This is a genomic window from Flavobacterium commune (assembly GCF_001857965.1).
Lineage (GTDB): Bacteria > Bacteroidota > Bacteroidia > Flavobacteriales > Flavobacteriaceae > Flavobacterium > Flavobacterium commune.
On the sequence record NZ_CP017774.1, the window covers coordinates 1,136,783 to 1,158,415 of the forward strand.

25 protein-coding genes are annotated in these 21,633 nt (G+C 33.8%); 7 read left to right on the top strand and 18 right to left on the bottom strand.

Annotation, left to right across the window (positions count from 1 at the left end; genetic code table 11):
- Positions 1-80: 80 nt before the first annotated feature.
- From BIW12_RS04765 to BIW12_RS04775, 3 genes are all read right to left on the bottom strand, one after another.
- Positions 81-470: an energy transducer TonB gene (locus BIW12_RS04765; RefSeq protein ID WP_071184048.1), complete on the bottom strand. Its 390-nt coding sequence runs from the start codon at positions 468-470 to the stop codon at positions 81-83.
- A gap of 320 nt (positions 471-790) precedes the next feature.
- A complete protein-coding gene (locus BIW12_RS04770; RefSeq protein WP_071184049.1) occupies positions 791-1,135 on the bottom strand; it encodes an RNA recognition motif domain-containing protein in 345 nt (114 codons plus the stop codon).
- 158 nt (positions 1,136-1,293) lie between these two features.
- A complete protein-coding gene (locus BIW12_RS04775; RefSeq protein WP_071184050.1) occupies positions 1,294-1,773 on the bottom strand; it encodes a DUF6252 family protein in 480 nt (159 codons plus the stop codon).
- 198 nt (positions 1,774-1,971) lie between these two features.
- Here BIW12_RS04775 and BIW12_RS04780 point away from each other — a divergent pair, with 198 nt between their 5' ends.
- The 6 genes from BIW12_RS04780 to BIW12_RS04805 all read left to right on the top strand — a co-directional run bounded on the left by BIW12_RS04780 (position 1,972) and on the right by BIW12_RS04805 (position 6,909).
- Positions 1,972-2,523, top strand: coding sequence for a 30S ribosomal protein S16 (locus BIW12_RS04780; RefSeq protein ID WP_071184051.1), 552 nt, complete (start codon positions 1,972-1,974; stop codon positions 2,521-2,523).
- A 14-nt stretch (positions 2,524-2,537) separates the two neighbouring features.
- Positions 2,538-3,062: a ribosome maturation factor RimM gene (rimM, locus tag BIW12_RS04785; RefSeq protein ID WP_071184052.1), complete on the top strand. Its 525-nt coding sequence runs from the start codon at positions 2,538-2,540 to the stop codon at positions 3,060-3,062.
- Between the two features lie 88 nt (positions 3,063-3,150).
- On the top strand, positions 3,151-3,858 hold the full coding sequence (locus tag BIW12_RS04790; RefSeq protein WP_071186146.1) for a tRNA1(Val) (adenine(37)-N6)-methyltransferase: 708 nt from the start codon (positions 3,151-3,153) through the stop codon (positions 3,856-3,858).
- 124 nt (positions 3,859-3,982) lie between these two features.
- The gene (locus BIW12_RS04795; RefSeq protein WP_071184053.1) at positions 3,983-5,161 is read left to right on the top strand and encodes an acyl-CoA dehydrogenase family protein; all 1,179 of its coding nucleotides are present in this window, start codon (positions 3,983-3,985) and stop codon (positions 5,159-5,161) included.
- A 156-nt stretch (positions 5,162-5,317) separates the two neighbouring features.
- Positions 5,318-6,100 (top strand): DUF3050 domain-containing protein, encoded by a 783-nt coding sequence (locus BIW12_RS04800; RefSeq protein ID WP_071184054.1) that lies wholly within the window; start codon positions 5,318-5,320, stop codon positions 6,098-6,100.
- Between the two features lie 137 nt (positions 6,101-6,237).
- Positions 6,238-6,909: an SGNH/GDSL hydrolase family protein gene (locus tag BIW12_RS04805; RefSeq protein WP_232227150.1), complete on the top strand. Its 672-nt coding sequence runs from the start codon at positions 6,238-6,240 to the stop codon at positions 6,907-6,909.
- 64 nt (positions 6,910-6,973) lie between these two features.
- Here BIW12_RS04805 and BIW12_RS04810 read toward each other — a convergent pair whose 3' ends face one another.
- From BIW12_RS04810 to BIW12_RS04875, 15 genes are all read right to left on the bottom strand, one after another.
- Positions 6,974-7,891 carry a hypothetical protein gene (locus BIW12_RS04810; protein ID WP_232227152.1) on the bottom strand — a complete coding sequence of 306 codons (918 nt, stop codon included), beginning with the start codon at positions 7,889-7,891 and terminating at the stop codon, positions 6,974-6,976.
- Positions 7,892-7,970: 79 nt separating this feature from the next.
- A complete protein-coding gene (locus tag BIW12_RS04815; protein ID WP_083382047.1) occupies positions 7,971-9,596 on the bottom strand; it encodes an NAD(P)-binding protein in 1,626 nt (541 codons plus the stop codon).
- Entirely contained in the window at positions 9,574-11,091 is a 1,518-nt protein-coding gene (locus BIW12_RS04820; RefSeq protein ID WP_071184057.1) for a polyamine aminopropyltransferase, read from the bottom strand. The genes BIW12_RS04815 and BIW12_RS04820 overlap by 23 nt, the downstream gene beginning before the upstream one ends.
- Complete coding sequence (locus tag BIW12_RS04825) at positions 11,084-11,299, bottom strand: DUF350 domain-containing protein (protein ID WP_071184058.1); 216 nt, start codon at positions 11,297-11,299, stop codon at positions 11,084-11,086. Before BIW12_RS04825 ends, BIW12_RS04820 begins: the two co-directional genes overlap by 8 nt.
- 20 nt (positions 11,300-11,319) lie before the next feature.
- Positions 11,320-11,502, bottom strand: coding sequence for a hypothetical protein (locus BIW12_RS16295; RefSeq protein ID WP_157499485.1), 183 nt, complete (start codon positions 11,500-11,502; stop codon positions 11,320-11,322).
- A 3-nt stretch (positions 11,503-11,505) separates the two neighbouring features.
- A complete protein-coding gene (locus BIW12_RS04830; RefSeq protein ID WP_198033451.1) occupies positions 11,506-12,723 on the bottom strand; it encodes a DUF4178 domain-containing protein in 1,218 nt (405 codons plus the stop codon).
- Between the two features lie 5 nt (positions 12,724-12,728).
- Positions 12,729-13,091 carry an S-adenosylmethionine decarboxylase family protein gene (locus BIW12_RS04835; RefSeq protein ID WP_071184060.1) on the bottom strand — a complete coding sequence of 121 codons (363 nt, stop codon included), beginning with the start codon at positions 13,089-13,091 and terminating at the stop codon, positions 12,729-12,731.
- A 109-nt stretch (positions 13,092-13,200) separates the two neighbouring features.
- Complete coding sequence (locus BIW12_RS04840) at positions 13,201-13,518, bottom strand: 2Fe-2S iron-sulfur cluster-binding family protein (protein ID WP_071184061.1); 318 nt, start codon at positions 13,516-13,518, stop codon at positions 13,201-13,203.
- 72 nt (positions 13,519-13,590) lie between these two features.
- On the bottom strand, positions 13,591-13,830 hold the full coding sequence (locus BIW12_RS04845; protein ID WP_026712465.1) for a NifU family protein: 240 nt from the start codon (positions 13,828-13,830) through the stop codon (positions 13,591-13,593).
- 14 nt (positions 13,831-13,844) lie between these two features.
- Positions 13,845-14,972: an Mrp/NBP35 family ATP-binding protein gene (locus BIW12_RS04850; RefSeq protein ID WP_071184062.1), complete on the bottom strand. Its 1,128-nt coding sequence runs from the start codon at positions 14,970-14,972 to the stop codon at positions 13,845-13,847.
- A gap of 182 nt (positions 14,973-15,154) precedes the next feature.
- The gene (locus BIW12_RS04855) at positions 15,155-15,487 is read right to left on the bottom strand and encodes an MGMT family protein (RefSeq protein ID WP_071184063.1); all 333 of its coding nucleotides are present in this window, start codon (positions 15,485-15,487) and stop codon (positions 15,155-15,157) included.
- Positions 15,468-16,622, bottom strand: coding sequence for a helix-turn-helix domain-containing protein (locus BIW12_RS04860; protein WP_071184064.1), 1,155 nt, complete (start codon positions 16,620-16,622; stop codon positions 15,468-15,470). The genes BIW12_RS04855 and BIW12_RS04860 overlap by 20 nt, the downstream gene beginning before the upstream one ends.
- 179 nt (positions 16,623-16,801) lie before the next feature.
- A complete protein-coding gene (locus BIW12_RS04865) occupies positions 16,802-17,437 on the bottom strand; it encodes a LysE family translocator (protein WP_071184065.1) in 636 nt (211 codons plus the stop codon).
- Positions 17,438-17,473: 36 nt separating this feature from the next.
- Complete coding sequence (trmB, locus tag BIW12_RS04870; protein WP_071184066.1) at positions 17,474-18,151, bottom strand: tRNA (guanosine(46)-N7)-methyltransferase TrmB; 678 nt, start codon at positions 18,149-18,151, stop codon at positions 17,474-17,476.
- A gap of 105 nt (positions 18,152-18,256) precedes the next feature.
- Positions 18,257-19,621: an ammonium transporter gene (locus BIW12_RS04875; RefSeq protein ID WP_071184067.1), complete on the bottom strand. Its 1,365-nt coding sequence runs from the start codon at positions 19,619-19,621 to the stop codon at positions 18,257-18,259.
- A 316-nt stretch (positions 19,622-19,937) separates the two neighbouring features.
- Here BIW12_RS04875 and BIW12_RS04880 point away from each other — a divergent pair, with 316 nt between their 5' ends.
- On the top strand, positions 19,938-21,521 hold the full coding sequence (locus tag BIW12_RS04880; protein WP_071184068.1) for a L,D-transpeptidase family protein: 1,584 nt from the start codon (positions 19,938-19,940) through the stop codon (positions 21,519-21,521).
- Positions 21,522-21,633 lie beyond the last annotated feature (112 nt).

A 21,633-nucleotide genomic window follows, 5' to 3' on the forward strand; every position in this document is an offset into this window, starting at 1 on the left:
CAAAAAAAGCTGTCAATTTTGGCAGCTTTTTTTATGGCTAATTTTGTCAAGAATTACTTTTCCGAGAGTTTCCAATAAAACTAAGACGTTATAGAAATAGGCAAACTATAAAGACATCTTACTTTTTGACCATTTTTCTCTCCTGGAATCCAATTAGGGCATATTGACAAAACTCTTATTGCTTCTTCCCCAGTTCCATGACCAATATCTCGTAGCACTTTAATATTTGAAAGACTACCGTCTTTTTCAATTATAAAAGTTACATAGACTTTACCTTTTACAGATTTAGATGGGGTTTTATAATTTTTGGCAATAAATTTATAAAAAGCCGTAACCCCTTCTGGAAACTCAGGTTTTTTTTCTAGCCCAGCAGTACTATATATGGGATCATTTGAATCAGTTGTCGTTTCTTGAGCAGAAACGAGTTCTATTGTAAAAAAAGCAATTGCGATGAATAGAATTTTTTTCATAAAGTAAATAATCAATGGTTAGTAATCACAAATATAATAGTTGTTTGGGATTATTTCTTACGCAGCTAAAATAATTAATAAAGAATTTTCTTCTTTTCAATACCGTATTGTTTCGGACTTGGGTAACGGTTGCTAAACCTCTTTCCTTTCACTAACAATTTTAAGATTTAACGACAAACTATAATCTTGTTGACTTACTTTTAATTTGTTTTTTTCTTCATAACGATTGTTTTGCGGATCGCTATTTCAGGGCGAAACATTTGCATAACAAAAAAGGGGACAATTTACATTGTCCCCTTTTTTTATATAAAGAAAAAATATTAATATCCTCCTCTGTTTCCACGGTCACCACCACGGTTGTTACTGTAACCTCCGCGAGAATCACCTCCACGGTTGTTGTTGTAACTTCTTCTTTCACCTTCTGGTTTTGGCTCTGATTTATTTACTACAATTGTACGCCCCTGAACAGTAGCTCCGTTCAATTCATCAATTGCTTTTTGAGCTTCAGCATCAACTGGCATCTCAACAAAACCAAATCCTTTACTTCTTCCAGTAAATTTATCAGTAATAATTTTAACAGAGTCAACTGCTCCATAAGCCTCAAAAGACTCTCTTAAATCTGCTTCCTCAATACTGAATGGAAGGCTTCCAACAAAAATATTCATATATACTTATTTATAATAATAGTCACAAATGTAATCTTATTTTTCTATAACCAACTATAAATAAGCTTATTTATATTGCAAATGAAAATATTCAACAAAAGCACTCAATAATAAATTATTGAAAATTCTAACAAATCACCAAACAATCTAACTCACCACTATTGAACAGTAACGGGAATCTTATAAAAAACGCCATATTGAAAATTCAAAGTAGGCCCTGCTAAAGGATTATCAAAAGTATTTACAATATTAAACTTAAACGTACCAGAGATAGTCTTAGCTACCGCATCATATTCTGTAATAACAATTTGACCATCACCCACATTAAAACCCGAAGAAAAATCAATTGTTTCTTTAGTCAAAGGATCCGTAAAAACATAAGAAGCAGTATTCATTGGAGTTGTTCCAATAGAATAAGTTCCGGCTAAGGCTGAATTTGTTTTTAAAGTAACAACTTCAGTTGCAGTATATGCCTCTATCACCAATGAACCTCCTGAATTAACCGTAGCAATGGACTGAACAGCTCTCCAGAATTCATTATCCTTCGTACCCTGAAAAGAAGGATTATTAAATCTCACGTCTTCCTGACAGGAAAACAAAGAGAACAGCACAATCAAAAACAGAAAATATTTTTTCATAAATAGAAAGTTTTACAAACAAAAATAAACTTTTAATACTAAAATCATCTAATTAATCACCAAAAAAAGCCTCAAAAAACCCCACTAAACAATTACATATCAAAATACTAAATTAACTCTTGTCATATAAAAAAATAATGTATCTTTGCAGCCTTAATTAATCGGGGTCGAGTACCTCAAAATTTAATCATATAGATTATGTCAGTAAAAATTAGATTACAAAGACACGGTAAAAAAGGAAAACCTTTTTACTGGGTAGTAGCTGCAGATGCACGCTCAAAAAGAGATGGTAGATACTTAGAGAAAATCGGTACTTACAACCCTAATACTAACCCAGCAACTATCGACTTAAACCTTGATTGCGCAGTTAAATGGTTACACAATGGTGCTCAACCAACTGATACTGCTAAAGCAATTCTTTCTTACAAAGGAGCTTTATTGAAACACCACCTAGATGGAGGAGTTCGTAAAGGAGCCTTAACTCAAGAACAAGCTGATGCAAAATTAGCTGCTTGGTTAGAAGCTAAAGCTGGTAAAGTTGACGCTAAAAAAGATGGTTTATCAAAAGCGCAAGCTGATGCTAAAGCTAAAGCATTCAAAGCTGAACAAGAAGTAAACGCTAAACGTATCGCTGCTGCTGCTCAAGCTGAAGCTGATGCAATTGCTGCTGCTCAAGCTGAAGAAGCTACAACTGAAACTGAAGAAGAAGCTCCAGTTGCAGAAGAAAACAACGAAGAAACTCAAGCATAATTTTAACAGCGAAGATGCGTAAAGAAGATTGTTTCTATTTAGGCAAAATCGCCAAAAAATTTAGTTTTAAAGGGGAAGTTCTTATCTACTTAGATACGGATGAACCTGAGTTATACGAAAATCTGGAATCAGTGTTTGTTGAACAAAACAAACACTTGATTCCTTTTTTTATTGAAAACAGCTCATTACACAAAAACGACTTTCTAAGAGTCCTTTTTGAAGACATCAATACCGAAGCTGATGCTGACAATCTTATAGGTAGCGACATTTATCTTCCTTTAAAAATGCTACCAAAACTTAGCGGAAACAAATTCTATTTCCATGAAGTAATTGGTTTTAAAATCGAAGATAAAAGATTGGGATACGTTGGAGAAATTCAATCTATTAACGACACTACAGCACAGCCTCTTTTTGAAGTAATAAAAGACGGAGCCGAAATCCTAATTCCAATGATTGATCATTTCTTAGTTAAAGTTGACAGAGAAAACAAAAAAATCATCATGGATTTACCAGAAGGATTAGTGGAGATGTATCTTTAAAAGGTTTAATCGGTTATTTGTTTATTCGGTTATTTGAAAAAATCTGAAATCAAAAATCGTTAATCTACAATCTGAAATCTTCATGTCTATATTCCAATTCAAAAAATTCTCTATCGAACAAGACCGATGCGCTATGAAAGTAGGCACAGATGGTGTTTTACTTGGTGCTTGGACTCCTCTTGAAAACAATCCGTTTAGTATTTTGGATATTGGCACTGGAACCGGAATCATTGCATTGATGTTAGCCCAAAGAAGTCATGCCGAACAAATTGACGCTTTAGAAATTGATGAAGACGCTTACGAGCAAGCCACAGATAATTTTGAAAATTCCCCTTGGAATGACCGCTTGTTTTGTTTTCACGCTGGTTTAGATGAATTTGTCGAAGAACCGGAAGATGAATACGATTTAATTGTTTCCAATCCTCCTTTTTATGCTGAAGATTACAAATCCAGTAACGACCAACGTGACTTGGCGCGTTTTCAAGACGCCATGCCTTTTGAAGATTTGATTGAAGCCGCTGCTTTATTACTTTCTGAAAACGGAATCTTCTCCGTTATTATTCCTTTCAAAGAAGAAGAAAAATTCTTGGCTTTAGCCAATGAACATGAATTATACCCTTTAAAAATTACCCACGTAAAAGGAACACCCACTTCTGAAATCAAACGCAGTCTTTTAGCATTTAGCCGAAATGAAAATCTTAATTTCCTAGTTGATGAATTAATCATCGAAACCGCAAGACATATCTATACTCCAGAATATATTGCTTTGACGAAAGATTTTTATTTGAAGATGTAATTGAGAAAAAAATCAATTTATCAAAAATTAACTCTATTTTTCATACACGGTTAAATTGCTTTATGTAAATTTATAGATACTTAATAACATTAGATGCTTATTAAATTTCATAAAAGCCGTAATCATGAAACCAGACTTATTTCAAGCCCCGGATTATTACAACCTTGACGAACTATTGACAGACGAACATAAATTGGTACGTGATGCCGCACGGGAATGGGTCAAACGTGAAGTTTCCCATATTATCGAAGAATATGCTCAAAAAGCAGAATTTCCCAATCAAATCATCAAAGGATTAGCCGAAATAGGCGCTTTTGGCCCGTACATTCCCACCGAATATGGCGGAGCTGGATTAGACCAAATTTCATACGGTTTGATTATGCAGGAAATAGAACGAGGCGACTCTGGCGTTCGTTCTACAGCTTCGGTTCAGTCATCGTTGGTGATGTATCCTATTTGGAAATACGGCAGCGAAGAGCAAAAATTAAAATTCTTACCCAAATTAGCCACTGGGGAATTAATGGGTTGCTTTGGACTAACAGAACCTAATCATGGCTCAGATCCCGGAAGTATGACCACCAACTTCAAAGACATGGGTGATTATTATTTACTAAACGGAGCTAAAATGTGGATTTCTAACGCTCCATTTGCTGACATTGCGATAGTATGGGCAAAAAACGAAGAAGGAAGAATACACGGACTGATTGTTGAACGCGGCATGGAAGGTTTTTCTACTCCTGAAACCCACAACAAATGGTCGCTTCGCGCATCGGCAACAGGAGAATTGATTTTTAATAATGTAAAAGTTCCAAAATCAAATCTTCTACCTAATAAATCAGGATTGAGTGCACCGCTGGGTTGCTTGGATTCGGCGCGTTATGGAATTGCCTGGGGAGCCATTGGCGCAGCCATGGATTGCTACGATACCGCTTTGCGTTATGCCAAAGAGAGAATCCAATTCGACAAACCCATTGCAGGAATGCAATTGCAACAGAAAAAATTAGCCGAAATGATTACCGAAATCACCAAAGCGCAATTATTAACCTGGCGATTGGGAGTTTTAAAAAATGAAAATAAGGCAACTACAGCCCAAATTTCGATGGCAAAAAGAAACAATGTAAACATGGCTCTTAGCATCGCCCGTGAAGCGCGTCAGATTTTAGGAGCTATGGGAATTACAGGCGACTATTCGATTATGCGCCACATGATGAATCTCGAATCAGTAATTACTTATGAAGGAACTCATGATATTCATTTATTGATTACCGGAATGGATATCACCGGAATTTCGGCCTTTAAATAATAGCTTTTAAAACCTTTATTCAAAAAAAATCGTAAATACCATAAAAGGAATTTAGACATCGAATAAAATAAACACTTATTAAAGTATTGATAAAATTGATAACTAATTCTTTTGAAAAATAGCATCTTTTTTATCTTTACGTCAAATTATTTCACAATGAACATTCAGCATATCAACAACAGCATTAAAACCCAAAAAAGTGCATTATTAGAGCATTCACTTTACAACAAGGTAAAAACTATAGAAGATCTTCACATTTTCTTAGAAAACCATGTTTATGCCGTTTGGGATTTCATGTCTTTATTAAAAGCCTTACAAGCCCGATTAACCTGTACCACTACCCCTTGGTTTGCCACTAGCAACCCTGAAACAAGATATTTGATAAACGAAATTGTTCTGGCTGAAGAAACTGATTTAACACTGGACGGCAGACATCAAAGTCACTACGAAATGTACCTTGAAGCCATGGAAGCCTGTGGTGCCGACACTAACAAAGTCAACACTTTTCTGTCCGAAATACAATCTTTACAAAACATATTTGTCGCTATTAAAAAAAGTGACTTACACCCCAATATTAAAGCGTTTCTGGACTTTACTTTTAGAGTAATAGAAGAAGGAAAACCCCATGAAATTGCCGCGGCATTCACTTTTGGAAGAGAAGATTTGATTCCGAGTATGTTTCATGCTATATTGAAAAATTTTCAGGAGCAATTCCCGGAAACCGATTTGAGCAAATTGATTTATTATTTCGAAAGACATATCGAATTAGATGCTGACGAACATGGGCCTATGGCTATGCAAATGATTACAGAGCTTTGCGAAAAAGACGCTCAAAAATGGGAAGAAGTTAAAGAAGTTTCCATTTTAGCACTCGAAAAAAGAATCGAACTCTGGAATGCCATCGAAGAAATCATCACCATGAAAGTGGAAATGGCTTAAAAAAGCAATCCGGAATTAGATAAAAAACGTAACTACTATTAAAACTCAATTTCATACTCATGAGAACGACATTAAAAATAATAGTTACGTTTTTTACTTTTGTTATAAACACAAGCTGTAGCAATGAAAACTCAATTATGGAATCTGAAATAACACCGCCGAAAACCGATTCTTCTCTACAACTCCCTACTCGACCGGAAACGATAAACTACTTAGCTCTTGGCGACAGTTACACCATTGGCCAAAGTGTATGTGAAACCTGCCGATTTCCTGAACAACTCAAACAGTCTTTAAAAAACAGTAATCTGCAAAACAATTTTTCTCTGGAAATAATTGCTCAGACAGGCTGGACAACAACTAATTTAATTTCGGCAATTGAGAACAAAAAACCAGATGCCAAATTTGATTTGGTTACCCTTTTGATAGGCGTAAACAATCAATACCAAGGAATAAATTTTAGCGTTTATGAAAAGGAATTTCCAGAATTAGTTGCTAAAGCCATTAGTCTTGTCAAAGGAAACAAAGCAAAACTGATAGTAGTTTCAATACCTGATTATGCTTATACTCCTTTTGGACAAAGCTATGGAAACCCAACTATTATTTCAACAGAAATTGACAGTTACAACGCTTTTGCAAAATCCTATTGCGAAACCAATTCGATACTCTTCATCAACATCACCGATATTACTCGCCAAGGATTAAGCAACAGTAATTTAGTTGCCAGTGATGGTCTGCATCCATCAACCGATGCCTATACCTTATTTGTACAACGCCTGCTCCCGAAAGCAATTGCGATATTACAAAACTAAAAGCGAGAAATTAACCCTCTGGAGATGAGACTTCAAAATTTTAGCAATTACTAAATTAATTTTTCTATTTTGATTTCCATATAAACCCATCTAAAATATAGTGTGTAAACTGAGGTACCGTTAGTAACGGAACCAGCAAAAATTGCCAATTTGAAAAATCAAAATCATACCCTGAAAATTGTTCATTCCAAACAAAAATCTCCCAAACATATTCTTCAAAAAAAGCAATTGCGAACAAAAAAGCAATAAAAAAAAGTATTCCCTTAAGTCCTTTCACAGCATTTAAAACTCCTAAATCAACTTGTTGTTTTTTATTTATTTCATTAAGATAAATCAATGCAATATAGGGTATCCCGTGTGAAACAACGTTAAGTAATGTAAAAACCAAATCATTATTAAAATACACTATCCCAAAATACCACGACAGAAATGTCCCTATGATAATTGCATTTTTAGGAATATTAAAATAATGGGAGTTAATACTTTTATACGCCGTTCTTACAATATAAAAAACTACTATTATCCCATAAATCCAACCCAGAATCTCCAGCAACAATTGATTCTCAAAGCGAATAAAATCTTTCTCCGTGAACCAGTTAAATGCCCTAGGTGAAGATAAAAACCAATACAACATTGGATATCCTGTTGCAGTGTAAATAATTAAATTATCAATAGCTATGCTCCAATTTGTTTTCACTTCTTTCCGAGAATATAGACGCATAAAACCATATTGTTGTCGTATGAAGTGAAAAACTGCTATGTATGCCAAAACTGACCAAAAAAAGACATTTCCAAAACTGAATAGAATGATTCCAATAACAAAACAAACTATAGGCAGAGTAATTAATAATTTTCTTCTTTTTTTAAACTCTTCGGCAACGAAATAAGTTTTAAATAATGTGGCATAAACATGGGCAACATCAATAAAAACAATTAAAAAAAGCCAAGTATAAAAAGAATAATTAGCTTCAATATCTTTCAACGTTTCATGAAATAAAAAAACAATAGCCACCACAACAAATGAAGGTGCTAGAATAAAAAAACCATCTGTTTGAGGTTTATCAATCCAAGGTTGAACCATCTATAATTTGATTTACAATATTAATTCCCTGATGAAAAGCTTCTTCAAAAATTGAAATCCCGGACAAATCGGAATGTGCAAAGAAAATTTTGTTCTCGATATTTTGTGCGGCTTGTTTTTTAGCTTCACCAAAGATAAAACCAACCACAGGGCTAATCATTCCATGCCCTAAAAGATGAATATTTATTTCCTCGGTAACTTTTTCAATATCAGGATGGGCTATTTTCAAATCATCAAAAACTAATTGTTTCCAATACGTACTTTTTTTAGAATATAAATCCTTTCTACTTTTCCTTACATCTGCAGAAGAAAAACTATGGTAATAGGTAATTACTTTTTTAGACTGCACTTGTTGCAAAGATTGATGTTGGTCATAAACATAACCTAACCCCTTTGATCCATAAATAACATTATCCCAACACAAAGGAAAACTTTCATTATCTCTTAAATCAGAAACAACCAAAGTTGCCAAAAGCCACGGAGCATAATGAAAATTTTGCGCTAACGTTTTTCCACCCTTAATTATATATTGATTTACAAATTGTGGTGTAGCCATAATTACTTTATCGGCAATTATCTCTATTGTTCTCTCTTCTTCTGCATCAAAAACAGTAGCAACAACTTTCCCATCAGTAGTTTTGACTTCATAAACCAAATGATTTTTTAGCGTTTTATTTCCTGCATATTTTTGCAAATGATGGGCTAATCTGGCATTTCCTTCTGGCCAGGTAAGAACATTATCTTTAGCATCTTCTGTCGCGTCTTGCTTTCTTGCTGCGAAATAATGAATACCAGCCCAAGCGGACACATACTTAATTCCTAACCCAAAATCATCTCTACAACAATAATCTATATAATCAAATAATGGTTTAGAATTAAATCCCTCTTTCTCAAACCACTGTTCCATTGTAATAGTATCTAAAACTCGAATCGATTCTTCATTCGAAGACAATGCTAATGGAATATCAAAAAAATATTTCCCGTCAATTCCTTTTCCCGCACGAAAAGCATCCATTTTTAAAAAGAACTTTTTAAACTGGATATCATCCTCTAAAGAATTTCCTGTTTTAGGAACCAATCCTTCCTGCCAATTGTTCCTATAAAACAACCGTTCATCAGGTGCAAAAGTGAGCTGTAGTTCATCAAATTCAGGAAAGCCTTTTGAATCATAACCCAAAATTATTTTCTCTTCTTCAAGAAATTGAAACAAAGCCTTATCCTGCTTATTAGGCAGCGGTAAATAGTGTGCCCCCAATGGAAATTTAGAATATTTATTCTCTCCATTAGAAGAATTTCCTCCCAGATGATTTTCTAATTCTATCAACAAAAAATCATCAATCCCTTTTTTAGAAAATTGACGTGCAGCGCTCAAACCCGAAATTCCTCCGCCTACAATTAAATAAGGAATATGAATTTGACTTGTCGGTTTTGGAAAATTTTTAACCCGTAACCGATGTCCTAAAATATGATTAGTTCCCGACAAACGAATAAGCAAAGTGATTACTTTTTCCTGACACGCTTGAAAAAATGGAATCACGAGTAAGGAAGCTGCAATACTTTTCAGAAAGAAACGTCTGGAATGCTTATAATTTTCCCCACTCTTCATCGAAATAACGTACTAGAATTTGATTGTCCAAACGATTAATTTCAATGTTTTTTGAAATCATATCCTTAGAAAAATAATTGAATTTATCAAACTGATAATTATAAAAACGTAACCCTTGAACTTCTCTGTTTACTTTATTAAAATTAGTTTCAAAACCATTCATAGCAATAGAGAAACCCCATTCTCCGAAAGATGGAACATAGGCGTGATAAGCATCGACTTGAGGAAAAATTTCCATTAAAGTTTTGTTGATACACCAAAAAGATTTTGGTGCAAAATAAGGAGAAGTAGTCTGTACTACCACCACTGCATCTGGAGTAAGAAGTTGTTTTAAAGTATTATAAAAACTCAAAGAATATAATTTCCCTAAACTATAATTAGATGGATCAGGAAAATCGACAATTACTACATCAAACTTGATTTCAGTGTTTTTTGCCCAAACAAAAGCATCCTTATTATAAACTTTCACTTTAGGATTATTGAGTGAATTACGATTAAAATCAGTTAAAATGGTATTCGTTTTAAACAACTGCGTCATTCCTTCATCCAAATCCACAAGAATAACATTTTTCACATCATTGTATTTTAATATCTCCCGAACAGCTAAACCATCTCCTCCACCAAGAACTAATACATTATCGACTTTCTTTGCCATTGACATTGCAGGATGCACTAACGCTTCGTGATAACGATATTCATCCAAAGAACTGAATTGAAGGTTATTATTCAGATACAACCGATAATCACTTTTATTGTGTGTTAAAACAATTCTTTGGTATGGAGTAGAATTGGAATAAATAACATTCTCGCCATACAACTTCCCTTCCGAATACGACAAAATAGTATTCGAAAATATAAAAACAACAAACAATAAAAGAAAAGCTGCAATTGCTTTAGTACGGAGCAAATAGACCTTCTTTAGCTCTGATTTTAACAAAAAGCATAGCACGATGGCTATACTTATATTAATCATACCAAAAAACAATGAAGTTCCCATAATCCCTAATTGAGGAACTAAAACCAAAGGAAACAATATAGAGGCCAATAAAGCCCCTATATAATCAAAGGTAAATACATTAGAAACCAAATCCCTAAACTGTACTTTATCTTTAAGAATATTCATTAATAACGGGATTTCCAATCCTACCAAACAGCCCGTTACAAAAACCAACAAGTAAAGAATAAACTGAAAAGAATACACACTTTCAAACAACAGAAAAAGCACTACTGAACTCAGCCCTCCAATCAAACCTACCAAAACTTCAATTTCAACAAAAGTGTTGAGCATATTCTTTGTCAGAAATTTTGAAAAATAAGACCCCACTCCCATCGAAAAAAGATACACTCCAATGATGAATGAAAATTGTTTTACGGAATCCCCAAGAAGATAACTGGCTAAAGTACCTGCTACCAATTCATAAACTAATCCACATGTTGCAATAGTAAATACCGCAAAAAGAAGTAAATATTCAAATCTTAAAAACTTCTTACCCATGTATAGCTGCACTAATAATCATTGAAATCCCAATAATAAAGGCAGCAAAAACAATGGCTACAGCAATATTATTCTTTTGAGTCACTTCTTTCCATGTATTTTCAGGAGTAAGTTTTTCAATGATAAAATAAGCAACTAATAAAATAATGATTCCCAAAAAAGAGAAAATAAGCGAATTTAAAATTGGTTTTGACGCGATAAAATCCATGTTATGTAAGTTTATATTATTTATTTATGATAAAAATGATTCACACCTCCGCGATAAGACCCAGTCGGTCTATAACTTTCGGTAGTTTCGCAGTCACACAACTGACTCCCTGATGTATTGTAATACAAGAACAAAACATAAAACAACAAACCTACTCCAAGAGAAAGATAATTGTTTTTAAAAAATTCCATTAGTTTATCCATAATCTATTCGTTATTATATGGTGAATAACTACTATCACTCCATCTTTTTATTTCAAAATTTTTCTCAAAATAGTAAACCACTATTAAAAAACCGATCATAATTATAGAAATTAGCCAAACATTCCTTGATGATGGAGCACTCCAAGTGGCTTTAACCTGAACAAAACTACTCGATCTGTCTTCTACTGCTTTAGATGGCGTTATGGTTAAATGGTATTTACCTGCAGGCACTCCACATAAATTAAAGTTTTCGGAATTAGAACCTTCTGCCCAATTTTCTCCATCTGTGTAACCGTGATAATATTCAATATCCTTGCTCGCATATATTTCTTCTCCATTATTTTCATTAACCAAAGCCACTTGAACATTTGCCCAGGAATTATCAACTGGCGAGTATAATGAAATCGAAAGCGGAGCAGCACTGCCCTTTAAAACGAAACTTGGACTCACAAAATCTTTAACCCCATAATGATCAAAAGGTATTTGTGTATCCAGGACATCGGTCTTTATTCGGTCTTTATTTAAATACCAATTTGAAATTAAAATCAGTAATGCAACAGTACATAAAATAATGGCTAAATCCCTTAAATTAAACAAAAATGGCTGTACCAAACCAACACCTCTTTTTGTTGGTAAAATGCTCGTTTGAAAAGCTTTCTTAATAGCTCTTTTAGAAATATGTTTTCCTAAAAAAACAGTTTGTTGCTTGCCTAATTTTTCAAAAGAAAGTAATAGTGGAGGATTTATATACTCTATCAGCTCGGATTTTTCAAAAATATCAAAATCAAAAAAACCTCTGGCGGCTAATAATTTAGGATAACAATAATCATAACAGTCGAAGGTAATATCATTGTATTCAACAGTTGCCGGATGATTGCCAACATTTTCATCTAACGTTATTTCTTCTAAAACAATCCAATGTCCATCTGCCTCAGACAAATACAAATAATCCTCTTTGCTTTGCAAAATGTATTCTGTCCATTCAAAACCTTGATTGTCTTTTACAAGAATTCCGGTTATTATGTAGTTTTTATCATTAAAAACACCTTCTTGCCCTACCTCTAATTTTTCATCAAAAGAATAGGGTCTGAATTGATCTTTGACCTTAAACCCATCTTGGTTTTTATAAACAAAAACACAATTGGTACAAGCATAAATATTTACTTCAAAATTTAAATCAATTTGAGTAGTATGTTTGCAATTAATACAGCTAACTTCCATAAACATTACCTGTTAATTTCAAAATCTTTCAAAACAATTCCTTCAAAATAGGATATATACTGCTCTGTAACATCTTTTACTTTTTGAGTATTATCCTGAAGATAATTACACAAATAAACATCCAAAGTTAACTGATTAAATTCTGGCCAAGTGTGAATACAAATATGTGATTCTTTTAAACAAACTGAAATAGTAAAGCTACTATTATCAAAATCATGCACAATAACACCTACTTGTTCTAATCCGTATCTATTCAAAATTTTATTTGTAACAGCTATATATCCTTTGCTGTCGGTAAGTTTTTGAATATTATCAACCTGAAGAGTAACTAGCTTATGTAAACCTGGGGAATACGAATTTGAATTCATTTAAAAACATCAATTGATTTACTTAAAAGGTTACGAATGTATGGCATTTATATTACAAAAAAAAATGTCCCAATTATTTGGGACATTTTTTTTATATAAGAATCATTTATTAACTCTCAGGAGCTAATTCTAACTCAAGACCTTCTAAGTCAACTGTGATTGGAATTTGGCAACCCAAACGACTATTTGACTTCACATAGAAAGCTTCAGAAAGCATTGCTTCTTCATCTTCTCCCATTTCAGGCAAACTTACATCATTTAAAACATAACACTGACAAGAAGCACACATGGCCATTCCTCCACAGGTTCCCTCTACAGGCAATTCATAAGCCTTACAAAGTTCCATGATATTCATAGCCATATCCGTAGGAGCCTGTAATTCGTGAACAACTCCTTCTCTATCTTTAATTTTTATTAATACATCCATTTTTCACTATTTGGAATTGATTGATTTTAAGAATATAACAGTTTAAGCAAATAATCCAAGACTAAATTAGCCTTACAAGATATTTACAACAGTTTCTATTTGCGGAGCAAACTTTTTAATAGTAGTCTCAACACCCGCTTTAAGCGTCATTTGATTCACACTACAATTAGTACAAGCACCTTCAAGACGCACTTTTACATGCTTATCTTCTTCAATAGAGATAAGGGTAATATTACCACCATCTGACTCTAAAAAAGGTCTGATTTCGTCAAGTGCTTTTTGAACTTCGATTGTTAATTCTTCTGTTGTCATTTTCTTTTATTAAATTATTTTTTTACTGCTGAACAACCAGCCATAGTAGTAATTTTTATTGCTTCGGTAGCAGGTAAATTTTCGTTTCGGCTTACCGTTTCTTCAACTACTTTACGTGTAATATTTTCAAAAACAGTTTCAATTACTGAACCTGTTTGCATAGCTGCCGGACGACCGTAATCTCCCGCTTCACGAATAGATTGAACAATTGGTACTTCACCTAAAAATGGTACTGCTAAATCTGCTGCAAGATTTTTTGCTCCTTCCTGACCAAAGATATAATACTTATTGTTAGGCAATTCTTCAGGTGTGAAGTAAGCCATATTTTCGATAATTCCAAGTACAGGTACATTAATAGCTTCTGATAAAAACATCGAAACTCCTTTTTTGGCATCAGCCAAAGCCACAGCCTGAGGTGTACTCACTACAACTGCTCCGGTAACCGGAAGTGATTGCATGATTGACAAGTGGATATCGCCTGTTCCCGGAGGTAAATCGATTAACATAAAATCTAATTCTCCCCAATCGGCATCAAAAATCATCTGGTTTAAAGCTTTAGAAGCCATCGGCCCTCTCCAAATTACCGCCTGACTTGGCGAAGTAAAAAACCCGATTGAAAGCAATTTTATCTCATAACTCTCAATAGGTTTCATTTTTGATTTTCCGTCAACAAGAATCGAAATTGGTTTCTCGTTTTCTACATCAAACATAATTGGCATAGATGGACCATAGATATCGGCATCAAGAACACCAACACTGAATCCCATTTTAGCTAAACTAACTGCTAAGTTTGCTGTAACAGTAGATTTTCCTACTCCTCCTTTTCCAGAAGCTACAGCAATAATATTTTTAATTCCCGGAATTGATTTCCCTTTAATTTCAGGCTTCTCCGGAACTTCTACCTTGATATTTACCTTAACCTTAGCTTCGGCGTTCACTAAATCGTGAATTGTTTTTTTGATATCGTCCTCTGCACGTTTTTTTATGTGCATTGCCGGTGTACCCAAAACTAAATCAACCACCACCTCGTCGCCAAAAGTGATTACATTAGTAACAGCACCACTTTCTACCATATTTTTTCCTTCTCCCGCAACAGTGATTGTTTCTAGGGCTTTCAGAATTTCTTTTCTATCTAATTTCATTACTAAGTTTACTGTTTTTCAATTGCTAATCTCAGTCAAAACAAGTATTTATTTAAACTGATTTGAGATTGCAAAGATAAGAGATTAAGTTCTTAATTTAAAGGATTTAAATTGGATTTATTAATAGCCAAATTAGTTCTAACTATTAAGTACTTTACTGTGATTTTTATCATCAAAACAGACTAATCTTTATCTGCCGGATCCCAAAAGTATTTTTCAAAATCGACTATTTGGTTATCAACTACTTTCAAACCTTCACTTTCTAATAATTGCTGCATCAAATTAGTTCCGTCAAAATGAAATTTACCTGTAAGCAAACCTTTTCTATTAACAACTCTGTGTGCAGGAACATCTTCCATTGCATGCGATGCATTCATAGCCCAACCCACCATTCTTGCCGAGCGGGCAGCACCTAGAAATTTTGCTATAGCACCATAAGAAGTTACTCTTCCATATGGAATTTGCTTAGCCACCTCATAAACTCGCTCAAAAAAATTAGTCTGATTTGAATCCATTATAATTTATTTTTTCATATTCCTGCGGAATCACTCCTGTAACTTCTTTAAAACTAATCAAAAAAGGATCATAGGAAGAAAAACCCGCTTTTTTAGATAATGATTGCAATGTTTTTGATTGTAAATAACCCTCATCTATCAAATCAATAGAATCATAAATTTGAACAATTCTCTTAAATTCTACAAAACTAACATTGGCATGATACTTAAAAATATAAATCAAATGGCTCTTAGGAATATCTAATTTAACCGCAAAATCACTTAAAGAAACTGATGGAGTTCTAAAATATAATTGCTTCAAAGCCATTCGCTCCATTTCCTGAAGATAGATCAATAATTTTGTCTCGACAATATACTTAAGTTTCAAATCCTCAGTATCAACCGAAACAGGCTTAGACAAAATCCAAAAATCATCAAAAACTAAGGCTAATTTTACCTTAACATCCCTTTTTACAGCCAAATGAAGCAAGTTTTCGTCAGTCAATAAAATTTTGAAAAACAAAACACTAGCTACTACAGCTGTAATCCACAAACAGGTTTCCCCATCCGAATAAGTCGCAACCCACAAATCAAAGAAAAGTGTAATTACTAAACGCAATATTATTAATACACAAACAACGAAAAAAAAGAATGCCCAATTTCGAATCAGCAACTCCTGTTGATTATCGCTACTACCTTGCAGTTCCTGTGTCCAAAATTTATCTTTCAGTACTACATAGCTTAAAAACAAATAGAACAATGCAATTCCTGCAAACAAAAAATAATAATACAACACTAAAAAAGGAGCGTATTCACGAATCCAAAAAATCGAACAACCAAATAATAACGGCACTACAAAATGAAATAAATCAACATGAGATGGATTTTTTTTATCCTCTATTAAATTTTTGAAATACAAATAAATACAAGGAAAAACAGCACAACCGAAAGACCTGAAAAACATCCCAATATTTTCATCAATTGGAAAAGGAATCAAAATATGAATTCCGTTAAAGAAAAACCGAAATGAGGCGGCTAAAAGTAAAATTAAAAGATAAAAATTCACCTTTCTGTTCCATTGATATTGCGCAGCCACAACAGTAAAAGTCAGAAAACCCAACAATCCTGTTACAAAAAACACAAGACTTAAAAACATACTTGACTACAATTTACTTAGGATAAAAAAATAAAGGTATACAATTATCCAACTTTCTTATCAATCGCAAAAAAACATTCGACATATAACCTAAAAAAAGGATGATTTGGAATTATTTACATTATTTTCAATACGTAAAATACTGCAAAACAATTCAATTGAATGCGATAACAAACTAATTATCCCAAATAATATTCCAGGATATTAATTAAAGTAATCACCGAAACCAATCCGGTAATACCTCCAATAATTGTATTCATATTTTTAAGAATGAAATCGGCTTTCTTTTCTATTTTTTTAAAAAAACCAATATAAAAATAAAACACAAGTAAAGAACCTAAAACAGCTCCACTCACAAAAATTGAGACAGAAGTAAAATCGAAAGAAAAAATAGCATAAGACGACAACCAAATGCTTACAAAAACATAATAAGGAATAGGAAAAAAATTGAGTCCCGAAAGCAGCATTCCCATAAAAAAACGCTTCTTTTGACTGTGTTTCTTAATTTTAGGCTGTTTTAATTTTGGCTGCTTAGCAATCCACAAAAAATAAACCGTTAAAACGGTAAAAATTACAAAGCCTACTTCACGCAACAACAAGATAATATCAGGTCGGGCATTAATAATTCGGGCAAATAAAACCGCAATATAGACCTGACAAAAAATAACCAATACTGCACCTAAAACAAACCAAAAAGCATTGCGTTTTCCCTCCTTCATACTCACTTTGGCCGCTGTCATATTAAGCAAACCAGGAGGAGTAATTCCTATGAAAGCCGAAATAAAACCAGAAAAAAGGGAGATAATTAAGTTCATAGGAAAGTTTATAAAAGGTTTTGAAATTCCCGAGAACTACTCTTTAATTTTAAACCGAATGTACGTGATTGCTTTATTAATTTCTAAATATTGTTTCTCATAAAAAGTTTGAAAAGCAGTCACTTCCTCAGGACTTCCCTCGTTTACATAAACATTATGATTAGCATACAATACCTCATGTCCTTCACCATGAAGCAATCCTAAAGTATAACCGTGCATGAATTCACTATCGGTTTTAAGATTGACTACACCATCTTTTTTAAGGATTTTTTTATACAACTGCAAAAACTCAGAATTAGTCATTCTATGTTTGGTACGTTTGTATTTTATTTGAGGATCCGGAAAAGTAATCCAGATTTCATCTACTTCGTTTTCGGCAAAAATATGATTAATCAATTCGATTTGAGTACGAACAAAAGCAACATTATGCAAGCCTGTTTCTACAGCAGTTTTAGCACCACGCCAAAAACGCGCTCCTTTGATATCAATTCCGATAAAGTTTTTATTAGGGTATCTCTCGGCTAAACCAACAGAATATTCGCCTTTTCCACAACCTAATTCTAACACTACAGGATTATCATTTTTAAAGAAATCAGTATTCCATTTCCCTCTTAAAGGAAACAAATTACCTACTACTTCTTCTCTTGTTGGCTGAAAAACGTTATTAAATGTCTCGTTCTCCTTAAATCGCTTTAATTTATTTTTACTTCCCACTGTTTTTTAAATATTTGCGCAAAATTAATCAAATAAATAAGACCTCGGGCAAGCTTTTACAAAATAAAAACTTGCCCGAGCCTATAAACTGAACTTAGAAACAACCTAATCAGCGCACTCAATAGGAAATAAGGTTTCATCATGTTGTGATAAATCCAATCCCATACTTTCTGATTCTTCCGAAACACGCATTGGAATAATCTTATCGGTAATTTTAAACAACAAATAAGCTCCAAAGAAAGTATAAATAGAAACCAATAGCAAAGCCGTCATGTGATGTCCAAAAACTCCCCAGCCACCGTGCAACAAACTGGCATCTTCACCATGAGCAAAAATAGCCGTCAAAATCATTCCCATAATTCCGCCTACACCATGACAGGCAAAAACATCCAAGGTATCATCAATTCCTTTTAAATATTTAGAATATACCACATTATTAGAAACCAAAGCAGCAATAAAACCAAAGAACATACTCTCCGGAACCGTTACATAACCAGCTGCCGGCGTAATAGATACCAATCCTACCACTGCCCCGATACAAGCACCAAGAGCTGAAACTTTTCTTCCATTGATTCTGTCAAAAAATATCCAGGTTAACATAGCTGCTGCCGAAGCTGTAGTGGTTGTTCCAAAAGCCATGGCTGCAACACCATTAGCCTCCATGGAAGATCCCGCATTAAAACCAATCCAACCAAACCAAAGCATTCCTGTTCCCAATAAAACAAAAGGAATATTCGTTGGCACATGATTATTATTTTTTCTTTTTCCTAAAACCAAAACTCCTGCTAAAGCTGCAAATCCTGCACTCATGTGTACTACAGTTCCTCCTGCAAAATCCTTAACACCAAAGAAAGAGCCTAAAATCCCAGTAGGATACCAAACCGCATGACACAAAGGAGAATAAATAAAAATGCTAAACAAACAGATAAAAAGCAGATACGAAATAAAACGAACGCGCTCAGCAAACGAACCCGTAATGATAGCCGGAGCAATAACGGCAAACTTCATTTGGAACAAAGCAAAAAGCATAAACGGAACTGTTTTAGCAATAGCTTTATGAGGCAAAACCCCCACAAAATCCATAAAAGTAAAAGTAGCCGGATTACCTACAAAACTGTAAAAACCGTCTCCTATCTGAACGCCAAGGGGTTCTCCAAAAGCCAGACTAAATCCAACCACAACCCATATTAATGTAACAACTCCCATACAGATAAAGCTTTGCAACATCGTAGAAATTACGTTTTTCTTCCCTACCATTCCACCATAAAAGAAAGCCAAACCCGGTGTCATAATCAACACCAAACAACAGGAGGTAAGCATCCAGGCAACATCAGCAGCAACAATTTGGTCAGTTGTTCCAAATTGTGAATGAACAGCTTTAGGTTCTAAAGGCACTTCCCAAAAAAGTCCTGAAATACAAACAATACTAATAATTACAAAAGAAATGATCCAACGTTTCTCGATTTTCATATTTTTTAGCTTTAACCCATTAAAATTCGGGGCAAATTTAAAAATAATTTATATTTATAACATCCATACCCCTAAAATAAGTAAGTCCGTAACAAATAACCTTATTTTAACATAGCAGAGACAATTTTGTTTAAAAAAATTATCAATTTTAAAGATTTTCAATCTTTTCAATGAGAAAAATATTTTTCCGTTTTTTAGAAAAATCAAACAAAAAAGATTTCTAACTCTAAAATTTGAAAAAAAAGTTGTAATTTTTCATAAAACAAGAACTCTTTATTCTGTTTTGCATCACAGTATTAACCTAAAAAGTTGCTACATGAAAAAAATAGTTTTCAATTTTTCAATTATTACACTGCTTGTTTTCTCCACATTGTTATCCTGTAAAAACGCAAAGGAACAAAATGAAAACATCCAGCCTCTTGCTGTAATTGAGGAACACGAGACTACTTTTGACAGCACGGCTATTAACGATTTCTTTGAAACCTATCCCAAACTAAAAGAATACCAACCAGAGGTAAAAAAACTCTATCAAAAACACCAATACCATTACATTTGGTTTGATCAAAACGGCATCAACGAATTTGCCAACCTTTTATACGACAAAACAAACAATCTGGAAGAAGAAGGCGTTGCTATAAATGTACCTTATAAAGCTAAATTTGACGGAATTCACAACAGCTTAAACGGAAACTCAAAACCCAATATTGAAACCGAACTATTGCATTCATCGCTGTATTTTTTCTATGTGATGAATGTTTACCATGGTCTGGACAGCAATAAATCAAAAGAGGCCGAATGGTATATTCCCCGAAAAAAACAATCTTACATTAACTATCTGGATTCTCTGTTAACCAATCCTACTTTAATCAATAAGGATGAAAAAAATCTAATTGGTCAATATTCTTTACTTAAAAAAGCCCTCCATAAATACCGCCAAATAGAAAAAAAAGGCGGCTGGAACTCAATTACAATTGACACCGCTGTTGCTTCATACAAAATTGGCGATAGTGCTGCAATTATTGCCGACATCAGAAAACGACTATTTCTTTCCGAAGATCTCAAATCCAATTCAGAAAGCCCTGTTTATGATACGGAATTATCTAAGGGAATTTTGCATTACAAACTAAGACGAGGCTATCTGGCCAACAATATTATTTCAAAAGAATTGATTCAGGATCTAAACATTCCCATCAGCGAACGTATTAAAACCATTATGATTAATATGGAACGCTGCAGATGGGTTTCGAGCGATATTCCAAAATCCAAAGAATTAATTGCTATTAATATCCCTTCTTTTCAATTGTCTTATTTTAAAAATCAGGAGGTGGTTTTGCGTTCAAAAGTTGTGGTTGGTAAAATCCTGAACAAAACCGTTATCTTTAGTGCTCCTATGAAATATATTGTTTTTAGTCCGTACTGGAATGTCCCCGCAAGCATTAAGAAAAACGAAATTCTTCCGGCCATAGCCAAAAACCCCAATTATTTAGCCGAACACAATATGGAATGGAACGGCAACAACATCAGACAGAAACCGGGACCTAAAAACTCTCTGGGATTGATTAAATTTTTATTCCCCAATTCGAATGATATTTACCTGCATGACACGCCTTCTAAAAGTCTTTTTGAAAAAGAAACCAGAGCCTTTAGTCATGGTTGTATTCGTGTGGCAAAACCAAGAGAATTGGCTATAGAAATCCTAAAAGACAATCCCGAATGGACTCCCGAAAAAATTGATTCGGCAATGCACAGCGGCAAAGAAAGCTGGCTCACCTTAAAAGAAAAAATCCCTGTATATATTGGCTATTTTACAGCCTGGGTTGATAATGACGGAACGATTCATTTTTACAATGACATTTATAAAAGAGATGAATTACTGGCTTCGATGTTATTTGTTAAATAAGATTTACCCTGTTTTTAGCATGCAATTTGAACAAAAAAACCGCCACTCGAGGCTTTAGCCGAACTGGCTGAAAGCAATCTCCCGACTGACGGCTTGTAAAAAGACAAATTCA